At 47.5% G+C, this 15282-nt stretch carries 15 protein-coding genes; 9 read left to right on the top strand and 6 right to left on the bottom strand.

Annotated features, from left to right (window positions below):
- Positions 1-94: 94 nt before the first annotated feature.
- Positions 95-1870, bottom strand: a complete 1776-nt coding sequence (locus G9G57_RS22850; RefSeq protein ID WP_164965586.1) for an alpha-glycosidase — start codon at positions 1868-1870, stop codon at positions 95-97.
- Positions 1871-2020: 150 nt separating this feature from the next.
- Between G9G57_RS22850 and G9G57_RS22845 the strand changes: the two genes are divergently transcribed.
- From G9G57_RS22845 to G9G57_RS22825, 5 genes are read left to right on the top strand one after another with little or no spacing between them, the layout of a single operon-like run.
- Positions 2021-2695 carry a response regulator transcription factor gene (locus G9G57_RS22845; RefSeq protein ID WP_164965602.1) on the top strand — a complete coding sequence of 225 codons (675 nt, stop codon included), beginning with the start codon at positions 2021-2023 and terminating at the stop codon, positions 2693-2695.
- Positions 2695-4125 carry a sensor histidine kinase gene (locus G9G57_RS22840; RefSeq protein ID WP_164965585.1) on the top strand — a complete coding sequence of 477 codons (1431 nt, stop codon included), beginning with the start codon at positions 2695-2697 and terminating at the stop codon, positions 4123-4125. Before G9G57_RS22845 ends, G9G57_RS22840 begins: the two co-directional genes overlap by 1 nt.
- Before the next feature lie 59 nt (positions 4126-4184).
- A complete protein-coding gene (locus tag G9G57_RS22835; RefSeq protein ID WP_164965584.1) occupies positions 4185-5102 on the top strand; it encodes an ABC transporter ATP-binding protein in 918 nt (305 codons plus the stop codon).
- On the top strand, positions 5099-5815 hold the full coding sequence (locus G9G57_RS22830) for an ABC transporter permease (protein ID WP_164965583.1): 717 nt from the start codon (positions 5099-5101) through the stop codon (positions 5813-5815). Before G9G57_RS22835 ends, G9G57_RS22830 begins: the two co-directional genes overlap by 4 nt.
- Positions 5815-6543, top strand: a complete 729-nt coding sequence (locus tag G9G57_RS22825; RefSeq protein WP_164965582.1) for an ABC transporter permease — start codon at positions 5815-5817, stop codon at positions 6541-6543. Before G9G57_RS22830 ends, G9G57_RS22825 begins: the two co-directional genes overlap by 1 nt.
- A 106-nt stretch (positions 6544-6649) precedes the next feature.
- Here G9G57_RS22825 and G9G57_RS22820 read toward each other — a convergent pair whose 3' ends face one another.
- Positions 6650-7606, bottom strand: a complete 957-nt coding sequence (locus G9G57_RS22820) for an L-lactate dehydrogenase (protein WP_016818814.1) — start codon at positions 7604-7606, stop codon at positions 6650-6652.
- 539 nt (positions 7607-8145) lie between these two features.
- Here G9G57_RS22820 and G9G57_RS22815 point away from each other — a divergent pair.
- The 3 genes from G9G57_RS22815 to G9G57_RS26090 all read left to right on the top strand — a co-directional run bounded on the left by G9G57_RS22815 (position 8146) and on the right by G9G57_RS26090 (position 10162).
- Positions 8146-8961 carry a MerR family transcriptional regulator gene (locus G9G57_RS22815; protein ID WP_016818813.1) on the top strand — a complete coding sequence of 272 codons (816 nt, stop codon included), beginning with the start codon at positions 8146-8148 and terminating at the stop codon, positions 8959-8961.
- A 146-nt stretch (positions 8962-9107) separates the two neighbouring features.
- A complete protein-coding gene (locus G9G57_RS22810; RefSeq protein WP_164965581.1) occupies positions 9108-9929 on the top strand; it encodes a serine/threonine protein kinase in 822 nt (273 codons plus the stop codon).
- A gap of 113 nt (positions 9930-10042) precedes the next feature.
- Positions 10043-10162, top strand: a complete 120-nt coding sequence (locus G9G57_RS26090) for a hypothetical protein (protein ID WP_013369112.1) — start codon at positions 10043-10045, stop codon at positions 10160-10162.
- Positions 10163-10337: 175 nt separating this feature from the next.
- Here G9G57_RS26090 and G9G57_RS22805 read toward each other — a convergent pair whose 3' ends face one another.
- From G9G57_RS22805 to G9G57_RS22795, 3 genes are all read right to left on the bottom strand, one after another.
- Entirely contained in the window at positions 10338-10517 is a 180-nt protein-coding gene (locus tag G9G57_RS22805; RefSeq protein WP_080561121.1) for a hypothetical protein, read from the bottom strand.
- A gap of 91 nt (positions 10518-10608) precedes the next feature.
- Entirely contained in the window at positions 10609-12156 is a 1548-nt protein-coding gene (gene gntK / locus G9G57_RS22800; protein WP_017427212.1) for a gluconokinase, read from the bottom strand.
- Between the two features lie 238 nt (positions 12157-12394).
- Positions 12395-13090, bottom strand: a complete 696-nt coding sequence (locus tag G9G57_RS22795) for a GntR family transcriptional regulator (protein ID WP_017427213.1) — start codon at positions 13088-13090, stop codon at positions 12395-12397.
- A 192-nt stretch (positions 13091-13282) separates the two neighbouring features.
- Between G9G57_RS22795 and map the strand changes: the two genes are divergently transcribed.
- Entirely contained in the window at positions 13283-14029 is a 747-nt protein-coding gene (map, locus tag G9G57_RS22790; protein WP_013369117.1) for a type I methionyl aminopeptidase, read from the top strand.
- 400 nt (positions 14030-14429) lie between these two features.
- Here the strand turns inward: map and G9G57_RS26475 are convergent, their stop codons facing one another.
- A complete protein-coding gene (locus tag G9G57_RS26475) occupies positions 14430-14696 on the bottom strand; it encodes an SDR family NAD(P)-dependent oxidoreductase (protein ID WP_080724253.1) in 267 nt (88 codons plus the stop codon).
- Positions 14697-15282 lie beyond the last annotated feature (586 nt).

The following is a 15282-nucleotide window of genomic DNA, read 5'->3' as shown; positions in this document are numbered from 1 at the left end:
CGGGAACAAGCCTGCATAGTTCCTGGTGGTTTCTGCTTTTTAACATGTGATTTTGAGTATATCCATTAGCATTAGCCAACTTAGGCTTGTGCTTTTATTGCGGGGTGCTCCCTCTTCTTTTCATAGGCGTTGCCTTCAGCACAGCATATCCGTAAGGCGGAAGCTCGACATGCAGCCCCTCCGGTCCTACGGACCACTGGCTTTCGCCAAAGGCTACCTCCCATTCCTGCTCTGGAATAGACAGTTCAAAAGTGTGATGCTCATCGGAACGGTTGAATAGCACAAGCAGCACTTCTTCGTCGCTGCGGCGCTCGTAGGCGAGTGAAGCGCCTTCCGGCTGTGCCTCCAGGAAAGTGATGCTTCCTTGATCACGAAGGACAGGGTGTGCCTTGCGAAGAGCGATCAGCTCACGATAAAAGTCGAACAGCTCGTGGTCCTGCTTATCGGTGTCCCACTCCATGCACTGGCGGCAGCCTGGATCAGCATCTCCATCCAGACCGACCTCATCGCCGTAAAAAATGCAGGGCGCACCCATGTACGTGAACTGGAACAAAGCAGCCAGCCGCATCAGTCGCTTGTCGCCCCCGCACAGTGTCAACAGGCGCGGTGTATCATGACTATCCAGCAGATTGAAGGCAACCTCGGATGCCTGTTGTGGATAGCGGGCAAGCTGTCGCCCAATGGCAAAGGCAAAGCTCTGGGCATCGGTCACTTTTTTGACGAAAAAATCATTCACCGCATAGGTGAACGGATAATTCATCGTCGCGTCGAATTGGTCCCCCTGAAGCCATTCAGACGATTCATTCCACATTTCACCCAAAATATATGCATCTGGATTAGCCTGCTTGACCGTCGTACGGAATTCACGCCAAAAGGCGTGATCCACCTCGTCTGCCACGTCCAGCCTCCAGCCGTCGATACCGATCTCTTCAATCCAATGTTTTGCCACATTCAGTAGGTACTCTTTTACCTCAGGATGCTCTGTGTTCAGCTTGGGCATCATCGGTTCTAGCCCGAATGTATCGTAGGTCGGTGTGCCATCGTTCACTTCCAGTGGAAAGCTATGGACATGGAACCAGTCCTTATAAGGAGAGGCTTCACCTTTCTCCAGTACGTCAACGAATGGCTTAAAAGTACGCCCCGAGTGGTTGAACACCGCATCGAGCAGGACCCTGATTCCCCGGTCGTGGCACGCCTCCACCAGCCTTTTTAATGTCTTTTTATCCCCGAAGTGCGGGTCCACCTCCATATAATCCTCGGTATCATATTTATGATTGGTCGTCGCCTTGAAGACAGGGGTCATATATATGGCGTTAATCCCCAACTCGCTCAGGTGATCCAAATGATCCAGAATTCCTTGTAAATCACCACCGAAAAAATTGTCCTTTTGCGGTGTGCCACCCCAGTCCTCAGCACCTTCCGGGCTAATGGAGGGGTCGCCGTTGGCAAAGCGTTCCGGGAAAATCTGATAAAAAACAGCATCCTTCACCCATGCAGGTGGCTTCAATATATCAATCGGATTTAGAAACGGGTATTGAAACAGACTGTCTGCATTTTGAGGTTCCTCGGTGGTGAAATCGTTCTCGTTCATCCAAATTCGTTCCTCGCCGTCTTCCAGCAAAAATCCATATTTCAGCCGACGGTGAGTAGGCTTTACAGTACATTCGTAGTAATCGAACCTGCCATCGGTGGCAAATTTAGACATCGGAATAAGCTGCCGAGTACGATCCCAGTCGTACTTATCTACGGTAAGAACGTGAACAGCAGTCAGGTCATTTTTCTTTGTACGGAGCCGTAAAATTATCGTTTCATCATCATAACCAAAAGCCCAATTACGTTTCGGGTGGTGGTATATCGCTTCCAGCAGCATCAGATAGGCCTCCTTGTTCACCTGCATTCAAATTTGAAATTGTGAAGCGTATGTCGTATAAGGTAGTTATTAACCTTTTTAAGTGGGTTATGTACCATAACTGCTATAATGCCCATTATATAAAAGAAAAACGATAAGTAGGTGTCTATGATGAAAACAAATGTGCTATACATCGAAGATGATCAAGATATTGGTGCTTGGACGCATCAGTATTTGGAAGAGCGGAATTACGCTGTAGCCTGGCTTCGCAGTGGGGATGGTGCTGTGGAAGCAGCTCGTACGTGCCAGCTCGTGATTCTGGACGTGATGTTACCTGGTCTGGATGGGTTCACCATTGGGAAGCGGCTCAAGAAAGAGTACCCGGAGCTTCCCATTCTCATGTTGTCTGCCCGTACATCCATTGACGATAAGCTGCAAGGATTGGATTTTGCTGATGATTATGTGACAAAACCCTTTCACCCCGACGAACTCATAGCACGTATGGAGATTTTGCTGCGGCGATCAGGAAGCGTGTCCGAAGAATCTCTACAACTGGGGCATCTGTCTGTGTTTCCTCCAGATAATCGTATTGTGAATCGTGATACCGGGGAGGAAATTACGCTGACAGGAAAGCAGTATCATATCTTTGCTTATTTGCTGCGGCATTTGGGCCAGATTATGACGAAGGAACAAATGTATGAGGCAGTCTGGGGAGATCTGTATATCGACGGAGACAAAACCTTAATGGTCCACATTCGGCACTTACGGGAAAAGCTGGAGATTGATCCTGCGGCACCCCGCATCATTGAGACGATCCGTGGTGTAGGTTATCGGGTGAAAGCATAATGAGCGGTATGCGTAAGAGGTGGGCATGGTGGCGTCGCAGCTCCCGTCCAGCCCAAAGAGGGCGGTTTCGTAATTCACTGTTGTTCCGCTATTTGGTCATTATTGTGTTGGCTATGATGTTGTTGCCCATTGTATTGCCTGTTACAACCTTGATATATAGCATACTGTTGAATTTGCAGACGGATATCAAGCCTAAAAATCCTTACTATCCCTCTACGACCCATACTGAACATAGCTGGCATCGAGAAGCTATAGACTTGAAGGGAGCTAATCCAGAGCAAATTTCAGCCCATCTGCGTAAAATACAGCAGGATATGTTCCCAGATTCACAAATATTTTGGGTCGATACCGCAGGGTTAACCAGACTGGAGCTACCGACACAACCTACCATTCCAAAACAATGGAGTGCGGCGCAAGCTATAGCTTTTATGAAGCAAGCCAGCTCTGAGGGGCCGTTTACGGTCGTGGCCTTTATTGGCGGGGGCAAGGATGATGTGAATCAGGGCTATATGGTATTAAAAGTGCCCCGTTCGTTCTTTGAACATCCGACTAGTGACAATGGCATGTTGATGTATTATCTCCTTTTTATTCTATTGGTTCTGGGGGCTTTTATATTCGTATCGCTTCTGTTTTTTGGAGGCATTCGGCGGAGGCTGTTGCAGCTTCAGGCCGCCATGTCGCAGCGAGGCGAGGATGGATTACCCATTCTCGTTGCTACCGGACGCCCGGATGAAATCGGCAAACTGGAAGAGTCGTTTAATCGGATGGTTGAGCAGTTGGCAGAGAGTCGAGGACGTGAGCGTCAGGAGGAGGAACTGCGGAAGAGACTAGTCGCCGATCTGTCACACGATATTCGAACACCGCTTACGGTTGTGCGCAGCCATCTGTATACCCTGGATGCGGAAAATCTCAGCAGCAAAGGGAAGCAGTCGATTACACTGATGGAAAATAAGTTAAAGGACCTTGGGAGTCTGATCGACAACTTGCTAACCTATAATCTGCTATCCAGTGGCAAATACACCATGAATAACGAGCCGCGTGATATCTTGCGGCTGGTGCGCGAGTGTGCAGCCAGCTGGTACCCAGTGTGGGAAAAGGAAGGCTTTGAAGTGGATATCGACCTGCCTGAGCATAGTTTGGTATGGAATGTCGATGAGCAAGGCTTCCGCCGTCTGCTGGACAATCTTTTTCAAAATGTAGTTCGGCATGCCGCCTCCGGTCGATATATCGGTATTCAAGTACAGAGGGATAACGGGAGAGAGGCATTGGTCATTGCAGATAAAGGCCCGGGAATGGAGCAGCAATCCAGTGAAAAAGGAGCTGGAATTGGCTTGGCGATTACAGAGCTCTTGGCGCGCGAAATGAATTTGGAGAGAGAGATTTCTAGTTCATCAGCCGGGACACAAATCCGTTTTTTAAACAAAACTTAAACTCAGAGTTCCCTTGGCTTTAAACTTGGCACGTTACGATAGGTGTCGAGGTGAGGAACTTGAACGAAACAATTATTGAAACGAACAGTCTCAGCAAAATATACAAAGGCCGCGCCGCGGTTAATCAGCTGGACCTGAAAATAGCGCGGGGAGATATTTATGGATTTCTCGGACCCAATGGAGCAGGGAAAACAACAACGATCCGCATGCTACTTGGGCTTATTCGCCCAACTCGAGGAACGATCCGTATATTCGGCAAAGATATTCGCAGACATAGACTCGATATTTTGCGTAAAGTCGGTTCATTGGTAGAGTATCCTTCGTATTATGGTCATTTGAACGCCGTCGAAAATCTGGAGGCTATTCGTCGTATTTTGAATGTGCCGAAAGAGAACATTACTGAAGTATTGGAGGTCGTTCGGCTGACCAAGCACGCTAAACGTCCGGTTAAAGGTTACTCGCTGGGCATGAAGCAGAGACTTGGTATCGCAGCAGCCCTGCTCGGCAATCCCGAAGTGCTTATTCTGGACGAGCCAACGAATGGCTTGGACCCCGAGGGCATTCAGGAAATGCGCGAATTGATCCAGGCGATGCCCAAGCAGCGGGGGATCACTGTACTGGTATCCAGCCATTTGCTGAGCGAGGTAGAGCATATGGCTAATACCGTCGGTATTATCCGTGAAGGACAACTGATTTTCCAAAATACAATTCACAATCTCCGTCAGGAGTCCGCAGGGGGGATTCGGATCGTAGTATCGGAGCCGGAAGCAGCCCAATTGATTGCACGTGAACAGGGCTACCATTCAGTGAAGGACGGGTCAGCGCTGGATTTTGACAACATGAATGATGCGGCTGTTGCGCTGCTAGTTAGAAGATTAGTTGAAAACACACATGCCGTATATCGTGTGGAGGAACGCCGCAAATCGTTGGAGGATATGTTCATGCAGGTGGTGGGCAAAGGAGGGGGCTCCCTATGATGCTGCGAGCGTTGACAGCGGATCTGCTCAAAGCACGCAGAAAGGGAATCTGGTTCCTGGTCTTCCTCGGTCCTCTTGGGCTGGTGGCGATGCAGGGACTGAACTTTGGGCTCCGCTATGACTATCTGATTCCGCGATATAAGGGCCGCTTATGGGAAAGCTTGATGGATAACATCGCACTGTTTGTTCCCCTTGCACTTGTGTTAGGAGCCACGATGGTCGCTTCCATGTTGGCGAATGTGGAGCATACCTCTAACTCCTGGAAGCAGCTGTTGGCTTTGCCTATTTCCAAATTTAGTGTTTATATGGCAAAGCTAACACTGGCCATGGGAATGCTGTGCGTGTCCTGCCTACTCTTGACGGTAGGGACTTGGACCTTGGGGATGCTTCTTGGCTTTGGGGGAGAGCCAGCACCGATAGGGGACCTACTGCGGCTCGGGTTTTGGCCCTTAGGCGGCACGCTGCCTATACTCGTATTGTTGTTGTGGCTAACGGTCACGTTCCATAATCAAGCGCTGCCTGTAACACTGGGTATTACGTTAGGCATTGGCAGCTTATTCGCTTCCCAACTGTCCGAATGGTTTCCGCTGGCTTGGCCGCAATTCGCATGGGTTGCGCCACAAGCGTGGATATTCGCGTCTATCGGATGCGCAACAGGTATAATTCTCAGCCTGCTGACCGCAGCTCATTTTAGCCGAAAGGATGTGGCGTAATGTTCGGAGGATACGTACGGTTACTTTCTGTCGAACGCCTGAAAATGGCGAAATCGCCCGTCTGGCTGCTTGCGCTTGTCAGCCCGGCGATTGCCGTCCTAGTTGGTTTACTGGCCAATCCGGGAGGAAACTGGCTGTTGCTGTTGGCTGCCATGCTTACAATACATGCAATGCTGTTCCTGCCGATGCTGACCGCCGTGTTTGGGTCTCTAGTCTGCCGTTTCGAGCATGGGGGCGGCGGCTGGAAGCAGCTGATGTCACTACCGTTGTCCCGCACGGGTCTGTACGCAGCCAAGCTGACCATCATTATGGCTATGGTCGGACTGACTCAGCTGCTGTTCGGAGGAGCGCTGCTGGGTGTTGGAGCTGTGCAGGGGATGAATGGACCGATCCCTTGGGCCGTGATTGCCCAAAGCCTGCTTGCGGGCTGGGTTGCTTGTCTGCCGTTGGCCGCCCTGCAACTGATGGTGTCCTTTTTGTGGTCTAGCTTTGCTGCACCGCTTGCTTTGAATTTCGTCTTCACCGTGCCCAATATGCTGGTCGCCAACTCTCAGACCTATGGTCCATACTATCCATGGACACAGCCTCTATTGGCGATGATGCCGAGTGGGGGAGACAATTTCGGGGCGTTCATGGTGCCAACGGATACACTTTTGATGGTGGTACTGGGTAGCTTTGTCGTGTTTGCGTTTGCTGGCCTGATGATATTTCGTTATAAAGAGATATAAGACGAAATGTGGAAACTGCAAAAGCTCCTTATCCTAAAAAGAGGGTAAGGAGCTTTTTTGCTGTGCTGCAGGTTCGTGTTCTGAATAAGACACTTACTCTATGGGCTTACACTAAGCCTGAAATAGCACGAATATTATCGCTGATCAGGCGGCAAGAGGCGTCAAACTTGGCTTGTTCTTCTGGACTCAGCTCAAGCTCGATGACCTCCTGAATTCCTCTACTGCCGATGATTGCTGGAACGCCCGTGCAGACATCAGTGTGTCCGTACTCGCCGTCCAATACGGCAGAGATCGCTATAATTTTACCATCGTCATTCAAAATGGAACGGGTAATGTACGCCAGCGCATTGGCAATACCAAAATAAGTGGCACCTTTGCGGGTGAAAATCTCCCAACCGGCATCCCTTGTTTTACGGGCGATGTCATCCAGATCAACGTGTCTGAATCGTTCCTTATGCTGACGCAAAATGTGCAAGAGCGGCTTGCCGCCAATCGTAACGTGCGACCAGGCCACGAATTGGGATTCGCCATGCTCGCCCAAGGCATACCCCTGTACACTGCGTGGATCTATGGAAAACACCTCAGAAAGCAACGTCTTGAGCCGGGATGAGTCGATAGAGGTACCCGTGCCGATCACCTTGTTGCGCGGCAGACCGGATATACTCTGCACCAGATAAGTAACAATGTCGACAGGATTAGCGGCAATAACGAAAATACCGTCGAAACCGCCCTCCATAATAGCTGTTACAATCTCTCTGGTGATATGCACGGCATCGTCCAATACAGATAGGCGGTCTTGACCCGGTTTAGGATTGGACCCAGCCGTTATAATCACAACATCCATATCCGTGCAGTCTGCATATGTGCCTGCACGGACCTTGGTGCGTGTAGACGTAAAATCCATACAATGGGACAGATCCAGTGCATGGGCCAAAGCCCGGTCATACGTGCGGTCAATCATCATGATTTCGTCACAAATGGACTGATTGACCATTGAGTAGGCACAGCTCGAACCGACCATTCCCGCGCCGACAATCGCTACTTTCCTTGCCTTCCCCTTCATTTATGTTTCCTCCTCGTTCCAACGAACGTTAATATGCTACAAATTATGCCTGAAATCCATTTTACGTTACATAACATAACATATTGCTGATCTTTTGAAAATATCCATTTTTTTGTCCTCATTCCGATAAATTAAAAAAGAACGGTGAATAGGGGGGGAGAAATTTAGGATTAATCAAAGAATAAGTGTATATTATCCATATTCTTTTATTGGAAGACAGGATGTAAGGTATCTATTTATTTATAAGTGGTTTCCGTATAAATCATAACACGAGCCATATTAATGGAAGAAAAGTTGCCATAATAATATTGGGAGCATGACATTTATGTGACGTTTCTTAACGAGTCTCAAGAGTATACAGTGCAGGAGCATTCTTAGCGATGTCGCTTCTTGTATGTTTTTAAATTATTCGTTTATGACAAAGGTTCTTAGCAGTCTGCAATATTAGAACTATTTTGCCAAAGGATTTCCAATGGTTTCCGCGAATCCTACATATACAAGCTTTTTCTTTCCATACCATCCGGGGAGGTAATGATTAAATGGAAGAAAGCAAGTCGACGACGGAAGCAGCAAAGCAACTGGGAATCGGGGCGAGTACCCTTCGTAAATATGCAGCGGCGCTGGAGGAACAGGGATATGTGTTTCAACGTTCCACTAATCAGTCAAGAATGTTCAGTGCAGAGGATGTTGAGTGCTTGAAGGTGATGCGGAGGGCGTTGCGTGAGCAGCATATGACAATGGAGCAATCCGTTCAGGTGGTACTTGAGAGAATAACCGCTCCCTTCCAATTGGAGGATGAAGAATTCCGCTTGCCACCCATCTCGGATGCTGAGTCACTGACCGCAACCTGGCAAGAAATAATGGCGGCGGCTGAGGGTAGAGAAGAGACGGTCATGCAGGAGCAAGCTGCTGCTATGGTTGAGCTGACAGAGATAGAGGATGAAATGAATGTTCAGGAGCTATCAGAGGAACCCATGCAGTCGCAGGAACAGTTCCAGACTTTGACCCCAACCATGGAGTATAGATTGGAGCAAGCACTTGTATCCGTACAAACGCAGGAGTCCGTAGAGCCACAAGAACTGGCGCAGATGCAGGATATGGTGCAAACCGCTTTGTTGGAAATGCGGAGCCGTTTGGAGGAACTGGAAGCAGAGCACAGCCGTTTGGTGGAGAAGAATGTTAGCTTATCTAACCAACTAGAGGACCATAAACGTTGGATGAAAGAAAGGGTCGAGGAAGAACGGGATCGGCAGTTAATCACTAATCTACGTACCTATCAGGGCCGGCAACGCAAAACGCGCAGTTCGCTGTTGTCCTGGCTCGGTCTGACACCACGTAGCCGCAGAGAGGCATAACGATCATTATCTTGTCTAATAAGACCATCAGACCTACCCGGCTCTGATGGTCTTTTGGCGTGGATGATATAATAACGGAATACAAAAATACGAGGACAAGTCGCATAGGAAATGTGGCTGCGGCATGTATAGGAAGGGATCTAAGTATGTTTGCTTGGTTGCGGAACATTTATGAATCATGGATAGATTATCCCAAACAGCCTGGTGATTTGCTGAGCGGACGTTATTGTGTTCGTTCGCTTTTAGGCATGGGTAGCTATGGTCTAACCTACCTCTGTCTGGATCGGCACAGCGGACAGGAGGTGGCGGTAAAACTGCCCAGACCGAGCAAACGAGCGCAGGCAGTTCAGCTATTGCAGTGCGAGGCTCACATAATGCGAAAGATGGAGCACCCTTTTATTCCAAAGTTGCTTGAAATTGACCAACATTCGGACGGAATGTATATGGTCATGGAATACGTCTCCGGTATGACCTTGGAAGAGCTTATCTTTGAACAGGAGCGTTCCTTTACGGAACAGGAATGTATCGTCTACATTTTAGAGTTAATGGAGCGAGTTCTGCATGTGCATGAACGGGGATACATCCATCGCGATATCCGTATTCCTAACGTAATTCACCGCGAAGGGAAGCCGTACCTAATCGACTTTGGGCTTGCTTTGGCCGTGGGAGAACGACAGGAGGATGTATTCACCGAAGCCATGCTGGAAAAGCGCGCACCTGAGCGACAAGATGTCGCCTTCTACAGCGATTTGTATGATGTCGGGCATTTCATGCTTTTTATGCTGTATAGCAATTATGAGCCTCAGCCGGATCAACCCCCTGGAAGCTGGCAGGAAGAATTAATGCTGAGTCAACCTGTGCGTCATATACTGGAGCGGCTTTTTCAAATTCGTCCACGTTATGAACATAGTCGACAGTTTATGCAGGAGTTGGAGGAAGCATTGTTGCAGTTAGAGGTTAATCCATAACTTTAATCCCTAAAAATAAACAGGCATTCGCCGCAAAAATGGGGGAATGCCCCTTACGCATTTGACTAGGTCTACATACAATGATCCTGAAATGAGCGAAGGGAGTGTTGTAAATGAGTCATATGTGTGGAGTAGGCGGTATGGGTTGCGGCGTAGGAGCCTGGACCTCTGTAGGAGCGATTCTGGTACTGTTTATTTTGTTGGTGATTATCTCTAAAACCCTATTTCTGTAATTTCGGTTATAGCCGATTTCCTGTAAAATGTACTGATGTTGCTCTGCGTAACGAAGGGCGCACAACAATAAAGCGAAGGCCCTTGATGAGAAGGGGCTTCGCTTTATAAGCTTAAGGAGCCTGTGGCTTGCTTCTTGTGTTACGTTGTACTCCGCCACTGCTTTTTGTTGTGTGGCTAGGAACTGGAGTAGTGACGGCGTTTATCCTTGTAATATCGGTGACCGTTATGGCTGTTCTTGTATCCGTCTGATGAAGAATGGCGTCTACGGTCGTAATAACGATCTGAGCTGCTGTATCGCCGCTTATGGGAATGAGAGGTGGAATGTAGCAGGCGGTGCAGTAATTTTTTGAGCATCGTCTAATCCTCCTTCTTATCCTATCCAACTGACATAGACAGGCCTTATAAAACGATAATACGCAACAACGTTAGAACAGGTTCCGCTAATTTAAGATTGTAGGGACTTGACCTGAAATTCTGCAATATCCTTGAACTCTTCTTCAAATTTACGTGAAATGCGAATATAGATCGGCAGTAAATCGCGATAGATATCTACGTGCTCTGCCGCAGGTTTATGCTGATGAGTGGTGCCGATCATACCGGATACTGCGTCTAGCGAATCAATTCGTCCTAACGCGTACAAGCCTAGAATAGCTGCACCTAGACATGAGCTTTCCAGACTTTCGGGAATAATGACTTCCTGATCAAAAATATCTGCCATGAGTTGTCTCCACAGCTCCGAGCGTGCAAATCCACCCGTGGCGTGAATGACAGACGGTCTGTCAATGACTTCCTCCATAGCGAGCATGACTGTATACAGATTGAACAGTACACCTTCCAGTGCGGCGCGAATCATATGCTCTTTTTTGTGCCGCAGGGACAGGCCGAAGAAGGAGCCACGCGCATTTGGGTCCCACAGAGGAGCGCGTTCGCCAGATAGATACGGAAGGAAAAGCAGACCGTCCGAGCCTGGACGCACCTGTTCTGCGATTTGGGTCAGCACATGATACGGATCAATTCCTAAGCGTTTGGCAGTTTCCACCTCAGAGGCTGCAAATTCATCCCGTATCCAGCGGAACACGATACCGCCGTTGTTCACCGGGCCGCCGATGACCCACAGCTTTTCGGTCAAGGCATAACAGAAAAAGCGCCCCTTGGCATCGGTGAGAGGCTTATCAACTACAGTACGGATGGCTCCGCTGGTGCCGATGGTAACAGCGACAACTCCAGGTTTGATTGCATTCACACCGAGGTTGGACAAGACACCGTCACTGGCCCCGATCACAAAAGGGGTCGTCTCCAGCAGGCCCATGTCATGTGCATAGGCTGCGTCCAGTCCTTTTAGCACATGAGTTGTCGGTACCAGCTCGGACAGCTGCTCCTTCGTCACACCTGCAATAGTGAGCGCTTCCTCGTCCCAATCCAACTGCTTCAAATTCATGAGTCCGGTAGCAGAGGCGATCGAGTGATCCACGACATATTGGTGGAATAACCGGGCAAAGACATATTCCTTTATAGAAATGAACTTGTACGTCTGGGCCGCTACATCCGATAAATCTCGTGTAATCCACATCAGTTTTGTCAGCGGTGACATGGGGTGAATGGGCGTTCCCGTGCGTAAGTAAATATCGTGTCCATTGTATTTATGTTTGAGCGCTTCAGCCCATTTGGCACTACGATTATCTGCCCACGTGATGGAGGCGGTCAGTGGTTTACCGTTCTTGTCCACCGCCAGTACGCTGTGCATAGCCGAACTAAAGGAGACGAACAGCACATGTTCGGCGGGTACTCCGCTTTGTGTCATGACCTCTTGCACCGTCTCTACGACAGCTTTGAGAATATCTTCAGGATCCTGTTCTGCCGCATCTGGCTCAGGTGTATGGAGTGGATAGCCCACATGATGCTGCGCGGCAATATTGCCGTTTTCTTCAAAAAGCACTGCCTTGGTACTGGTCGTGCCAATATCGACGCCGATCATATATCGGGTTTCGGTCATATTCATTCTCCCCTTCACTTACCTTATTAGCTATTATCGTTAAATTAACACATCCAGCAGTATAATCAAACCGAATGCGACTAGGGAGAGGATGGTTCCATAACATTCAAAGAGTAAAGGTGCTAATATGTATAGTTAATTGTATACTTGTCGACAATCTAGTCTGAAAAGAGAACCGCGTCAGTTGGAGTGGGCATAAAGACGCGATACAATTGGCTCTTTGTCGGGTATGTTCCGGCTAGGATAATGTCTTTCTATAGGAGGACAAAACGCTATCGTTAACCGCGTTGCGAGTGTCTCGGTAATGTTCCTCAATGAGTCGGGATAATTCTTGATCATTTCCTTGTTTTAAAGCATTTGCAAAGGTGCGGTGCTTGTGAATCGTGACTTGAGATTCTTCGATGTTAGACGCAAAACGTTGTTCTGTCGCAGCCAGCATAACCGTCAGGATCAACTGTCTCATGCCATTCCAGGTATGGAGAATACGGGTATGGCCTGCTTCCAGAACCAGAGCTTCATGAAAATTAAAATCCTGAAGAGAAAATTCAGCGATATCTCTGTGCTTGAGAGCGACTTCCATTTTGTCGATCATCTGATTTAAAGTGTTTACCAATATGGTATTATCCCTATGTACATACCTTTGAACAACAAAATGCTCAATCAGCATTCGTACGTCGAATAGCTCCTCCATATCATCGGGTGTCATGCCGATCACAACCGCCCCCATGCGCTCCAAGCGGATAAGTCCTTCGCTTGAGAGCACTTTCATGGCTTCACGCACAGGAGAACGGCTGGTACCAAAATCGGTAGCAATCTGATTTTCAGATAGAACAGTGCCGGGTGTCTGCATACCACGTATAATCTGAAGTCGGAGTTCGCAAGCAATCCTCTCTCCAAGCGATGCGCCCTGTAACCAGGTTGTTGGATATTTCATAGAATACTCCTATCTTGCAAATAATTTTGCATACTTGTATACAAATTATGGAGTATTATAAACCCCGTTTAAGCCCTTGTAAACGGTATCAATTGACATCGGTTCCATTTCACTGCTTTTAGCGTTACAATAGAAGCAGAAAAAAGAAGCAGTGAAAAGTGGAACGAACATGGATAAGAAGGAGAACATTTAATGATTATCATTAAAACCAAAGAACAAATTGAAAATATGAAAAAAGCCGGCGAAATTTTGGCTGCTTGCCACCGGGAAATTGCTAAAATGATTAAACCAGGTATTACGACACTGGAAATTGACGCTTTTGCAGAATCATTTATGAAGAAGCATGGCGCAACGCCGGAGCAAAAGGGTTATAACGGCTACCAGTTTGCAACTTGTGGCTCCCCTAATGATGTGATTTGCCACGGTTTTCCGAACAAAACACCATTGAAGGACGGCGACATCGTGACGATCGACATGGTTGTGAACCTGAATGGCTGGCTGGCAGATTCCGCTTGGTCATATGCGGTGGGGAATGTGTCTGAGCAGGCCCAAAAGCTGTTGGACGTTACCAAAGAGTCTCTGTATAAAGGGATTGAGCAAGCTGTTGTTGGTAATCGGATCGGGGATATTTCCCATGCGATCCAAACTTACGCGGAAGCGGAAGGCTTCTCGGTCGTACGCGAATTTATTGGGCATGGCATCGGGGAAGAAATGCATGAGCAACCGCAGGTTCCGCATTACGGACCTCCGCACCGTGGACCACGCTTGAAAGAGGGCATGGTTATTACAATTGAGCCGATGCTCAACACAGGCACATATCGCAGTAAGATTGATGCGGACGGTTGGACCGCACGTACGTTGGACGGTGGTTTGTCGGCACAATACGAGCATACGCTGGCAATTACAGCAGACGGTCCTATCATCTTGACCCAGCAATAAAAGCAGGCATCCATCAGTAACCTACAGACTAGCGAATTAAATGAGTTAGACCTATTACAGAAAAGAGGCTGTCCAGAGGACAGTCTCTTTTGCCGCGTGCATTCTAAAAAGAATTTTCTGACGCGGATTTGATTCTGTTAATGGCCCCATATCCCCGTTTCTGCATGTAGTGAGGATGACCGGATTGACAGCCTATAGAAGAAGGTCGTTTTTCTGATGAAGAAAAGACGAACCTGGTACTGATCCAGAGGTACGGGGGATATAGGGGGATGCGGACGGTGATGGGAAAGCGTATATGTGAATGTAAAGGATGCTATTTATTGGGGGAAGTAATTTTAAAAAGCATCAAGCCACCATCAATCGTTAACTTAGATCCAATTATATTATATAGGAAGCTTCGTCAGAGAGAAGCCAAGCAATACCTTTTGCAACTTTTGAAATCGCCAGCTGGCTTCAATTGGTACAAATACAGCATAACTGCTAGCACTCCTTGATATTCAACTGCCCTATTGGGTTGTCGTGGAGCTACAGTATTGATACGAATGCCTTGACTTGCATAATCAAGCGCAGTTGCATTGGTAAGACTTTGAATTGCATGTTTTGATGCCACGTAAGCACCGTATGCCAGAAATGCTTTCAGACCAACTATTGAAGAAACGTTGACAATTGATTCTCTGCAAGCATTTGTTGGATCTCAATTTTCATGCTCCAATATACACCTAAATGCATTAATTTTTATGGTACTCAAAAACAAGGTCATTATCTGACTTTAGCTAATGGTGCTTGCTCTAAAGCACCGCCTGCATTATTGATGGCCCAGTCTAGGAGCCTGCAATATACCTAATCGTTATGCATGAAAAGCATTTTTCAGATGCAATAGATCCAGTCAAATACTCACGATAATTATAATGAAGAAAAACAAATTCAAAAGTTTGATGGATACAGTAGTAGAGCCGACTTTCAAAAATCAGTTAGCGGTTTTTTAATTGGTATTTTTTACATGTTGTAATCAATAAAGCGAAGTGGTATATTATTTGAGCTGACAACAAAACAGCCGTTTCAAAAGAGAATAAGCAGGGTGAAATGATCTTCGAAAAAAAAGAAAAAATAAACCTTGCATTTTTGAAATGAACATGATATGATCTTATAGCTGCTGAAAAACCCAGCGAAAAAGAATTTGATCTTTGAAAACTGAACAACGAGTGAGTACGGATTTTATTTATAAAATCCAATGCTGAAATTTTGGTACATGC

The sequence above is a fragment of the Paenibacillus sp. EKM211P genome (assembly GCF_011066175.1).
GTDB classification, from domain to species: Bacteria; Bacillota; Bacilli; order Paenibacillales; family Paenibacillaceae; genus Paenibacillus; species Paenibacillus polymyxa.
This window is presented reverse-complemented; position numbering and strand designations above follow the sequence as displayed.

Bases quoted from the DNA above. Each gene is read 5' to 3' on its own strand.
- G9G57_RS22850 (WP_164965586.1), bottom strand. From the start codon at position 1,870: ATGCTGCTGGAAGCGATATACCACCACCCGAAACGTAATTGGGCTTTT.
- G9G57_RS22845 (WP_164965602.1), top strand. From the start codon at position 2,021: ATGAAAACAAATGTGCTATACATCGAAGATGATCAAGATATTGGTGCT.
- G9G57_RS22840 (WP_164965585.1), top strand. From the start codon at position 2,695: ATGAGCGGTATGCGTAAGAGGTGGGCATGGTGGCGTCGCAGCTCCCGT.
- G9G57_RS22830 (WP_164965583.1), top strand. From the start codon at position 5,099: ATGATGCTGCGAGCGTTGACAGCGGATCTGCTCAAAGCACGCAGAAAG.
- G9G57_RS22825 (WP_164965582.1), top strand. From the start codon at position 5,815: ATGTTCGGAGGATACGTACGGTTACTTTCTGTCGAACGCCTGAAAATG.
- G9G57_RS22820 (WP_016818814.1), bottom strand. From the start codon at position 7,606: ATGAAGGGGAAGGCAAGGAAAGTAGCGATTGTCGGCGCGGGAATGGTC.
- G9G57_RS22815 (WP_016818813.1), top strand. From the start codon at position 8,146: ATGGAAGAAAGCAAGTCGACGACGGAAGCAGCAAAGCAACTGGGAATC.
- G9G57_RS22810 (WP_164965581.1), top strand. From the start codon at position 9,108: ATGTTTGCTTGGTTGCGGAACATTTATGAATCATGGATAGATTATCCC.
- G9G57_RS26090 (WP_013369112.1), top strand. From the start codon at position 10,043: ATGAGTCATATGTGTGGAGTAGGCGGTATGGGTTGCGGCGTAGGAGCC.
- G9G57_RS22805 (WP_080561121.1), bottom strand. From the start codon at position 10,517: ATGCTCAAAAAATTACTGCACCGCCTGCTACATTCCACCTCTCATTCC.
- gntK (WP_017427212.1), bottom strand. From the start codon at position 12,156: ATGACCGAAACCCGATATATGATCGGCGTCGATATTGGCACGACCAGT.
- G9G57_RS22795 (WP_017427213.1), bottom strand. From the start codon at position 13,090: ATGAAATATCCAACAACCTGGTTACAGGGCGCATCGCTTGGAGAGAGG.
- map (WP_013369117.1), top strand. From the start codon at position 13,283: ATGATTATCATTAAAACCAAAGAACAAATTGAAAATATGAAAAAAGCC.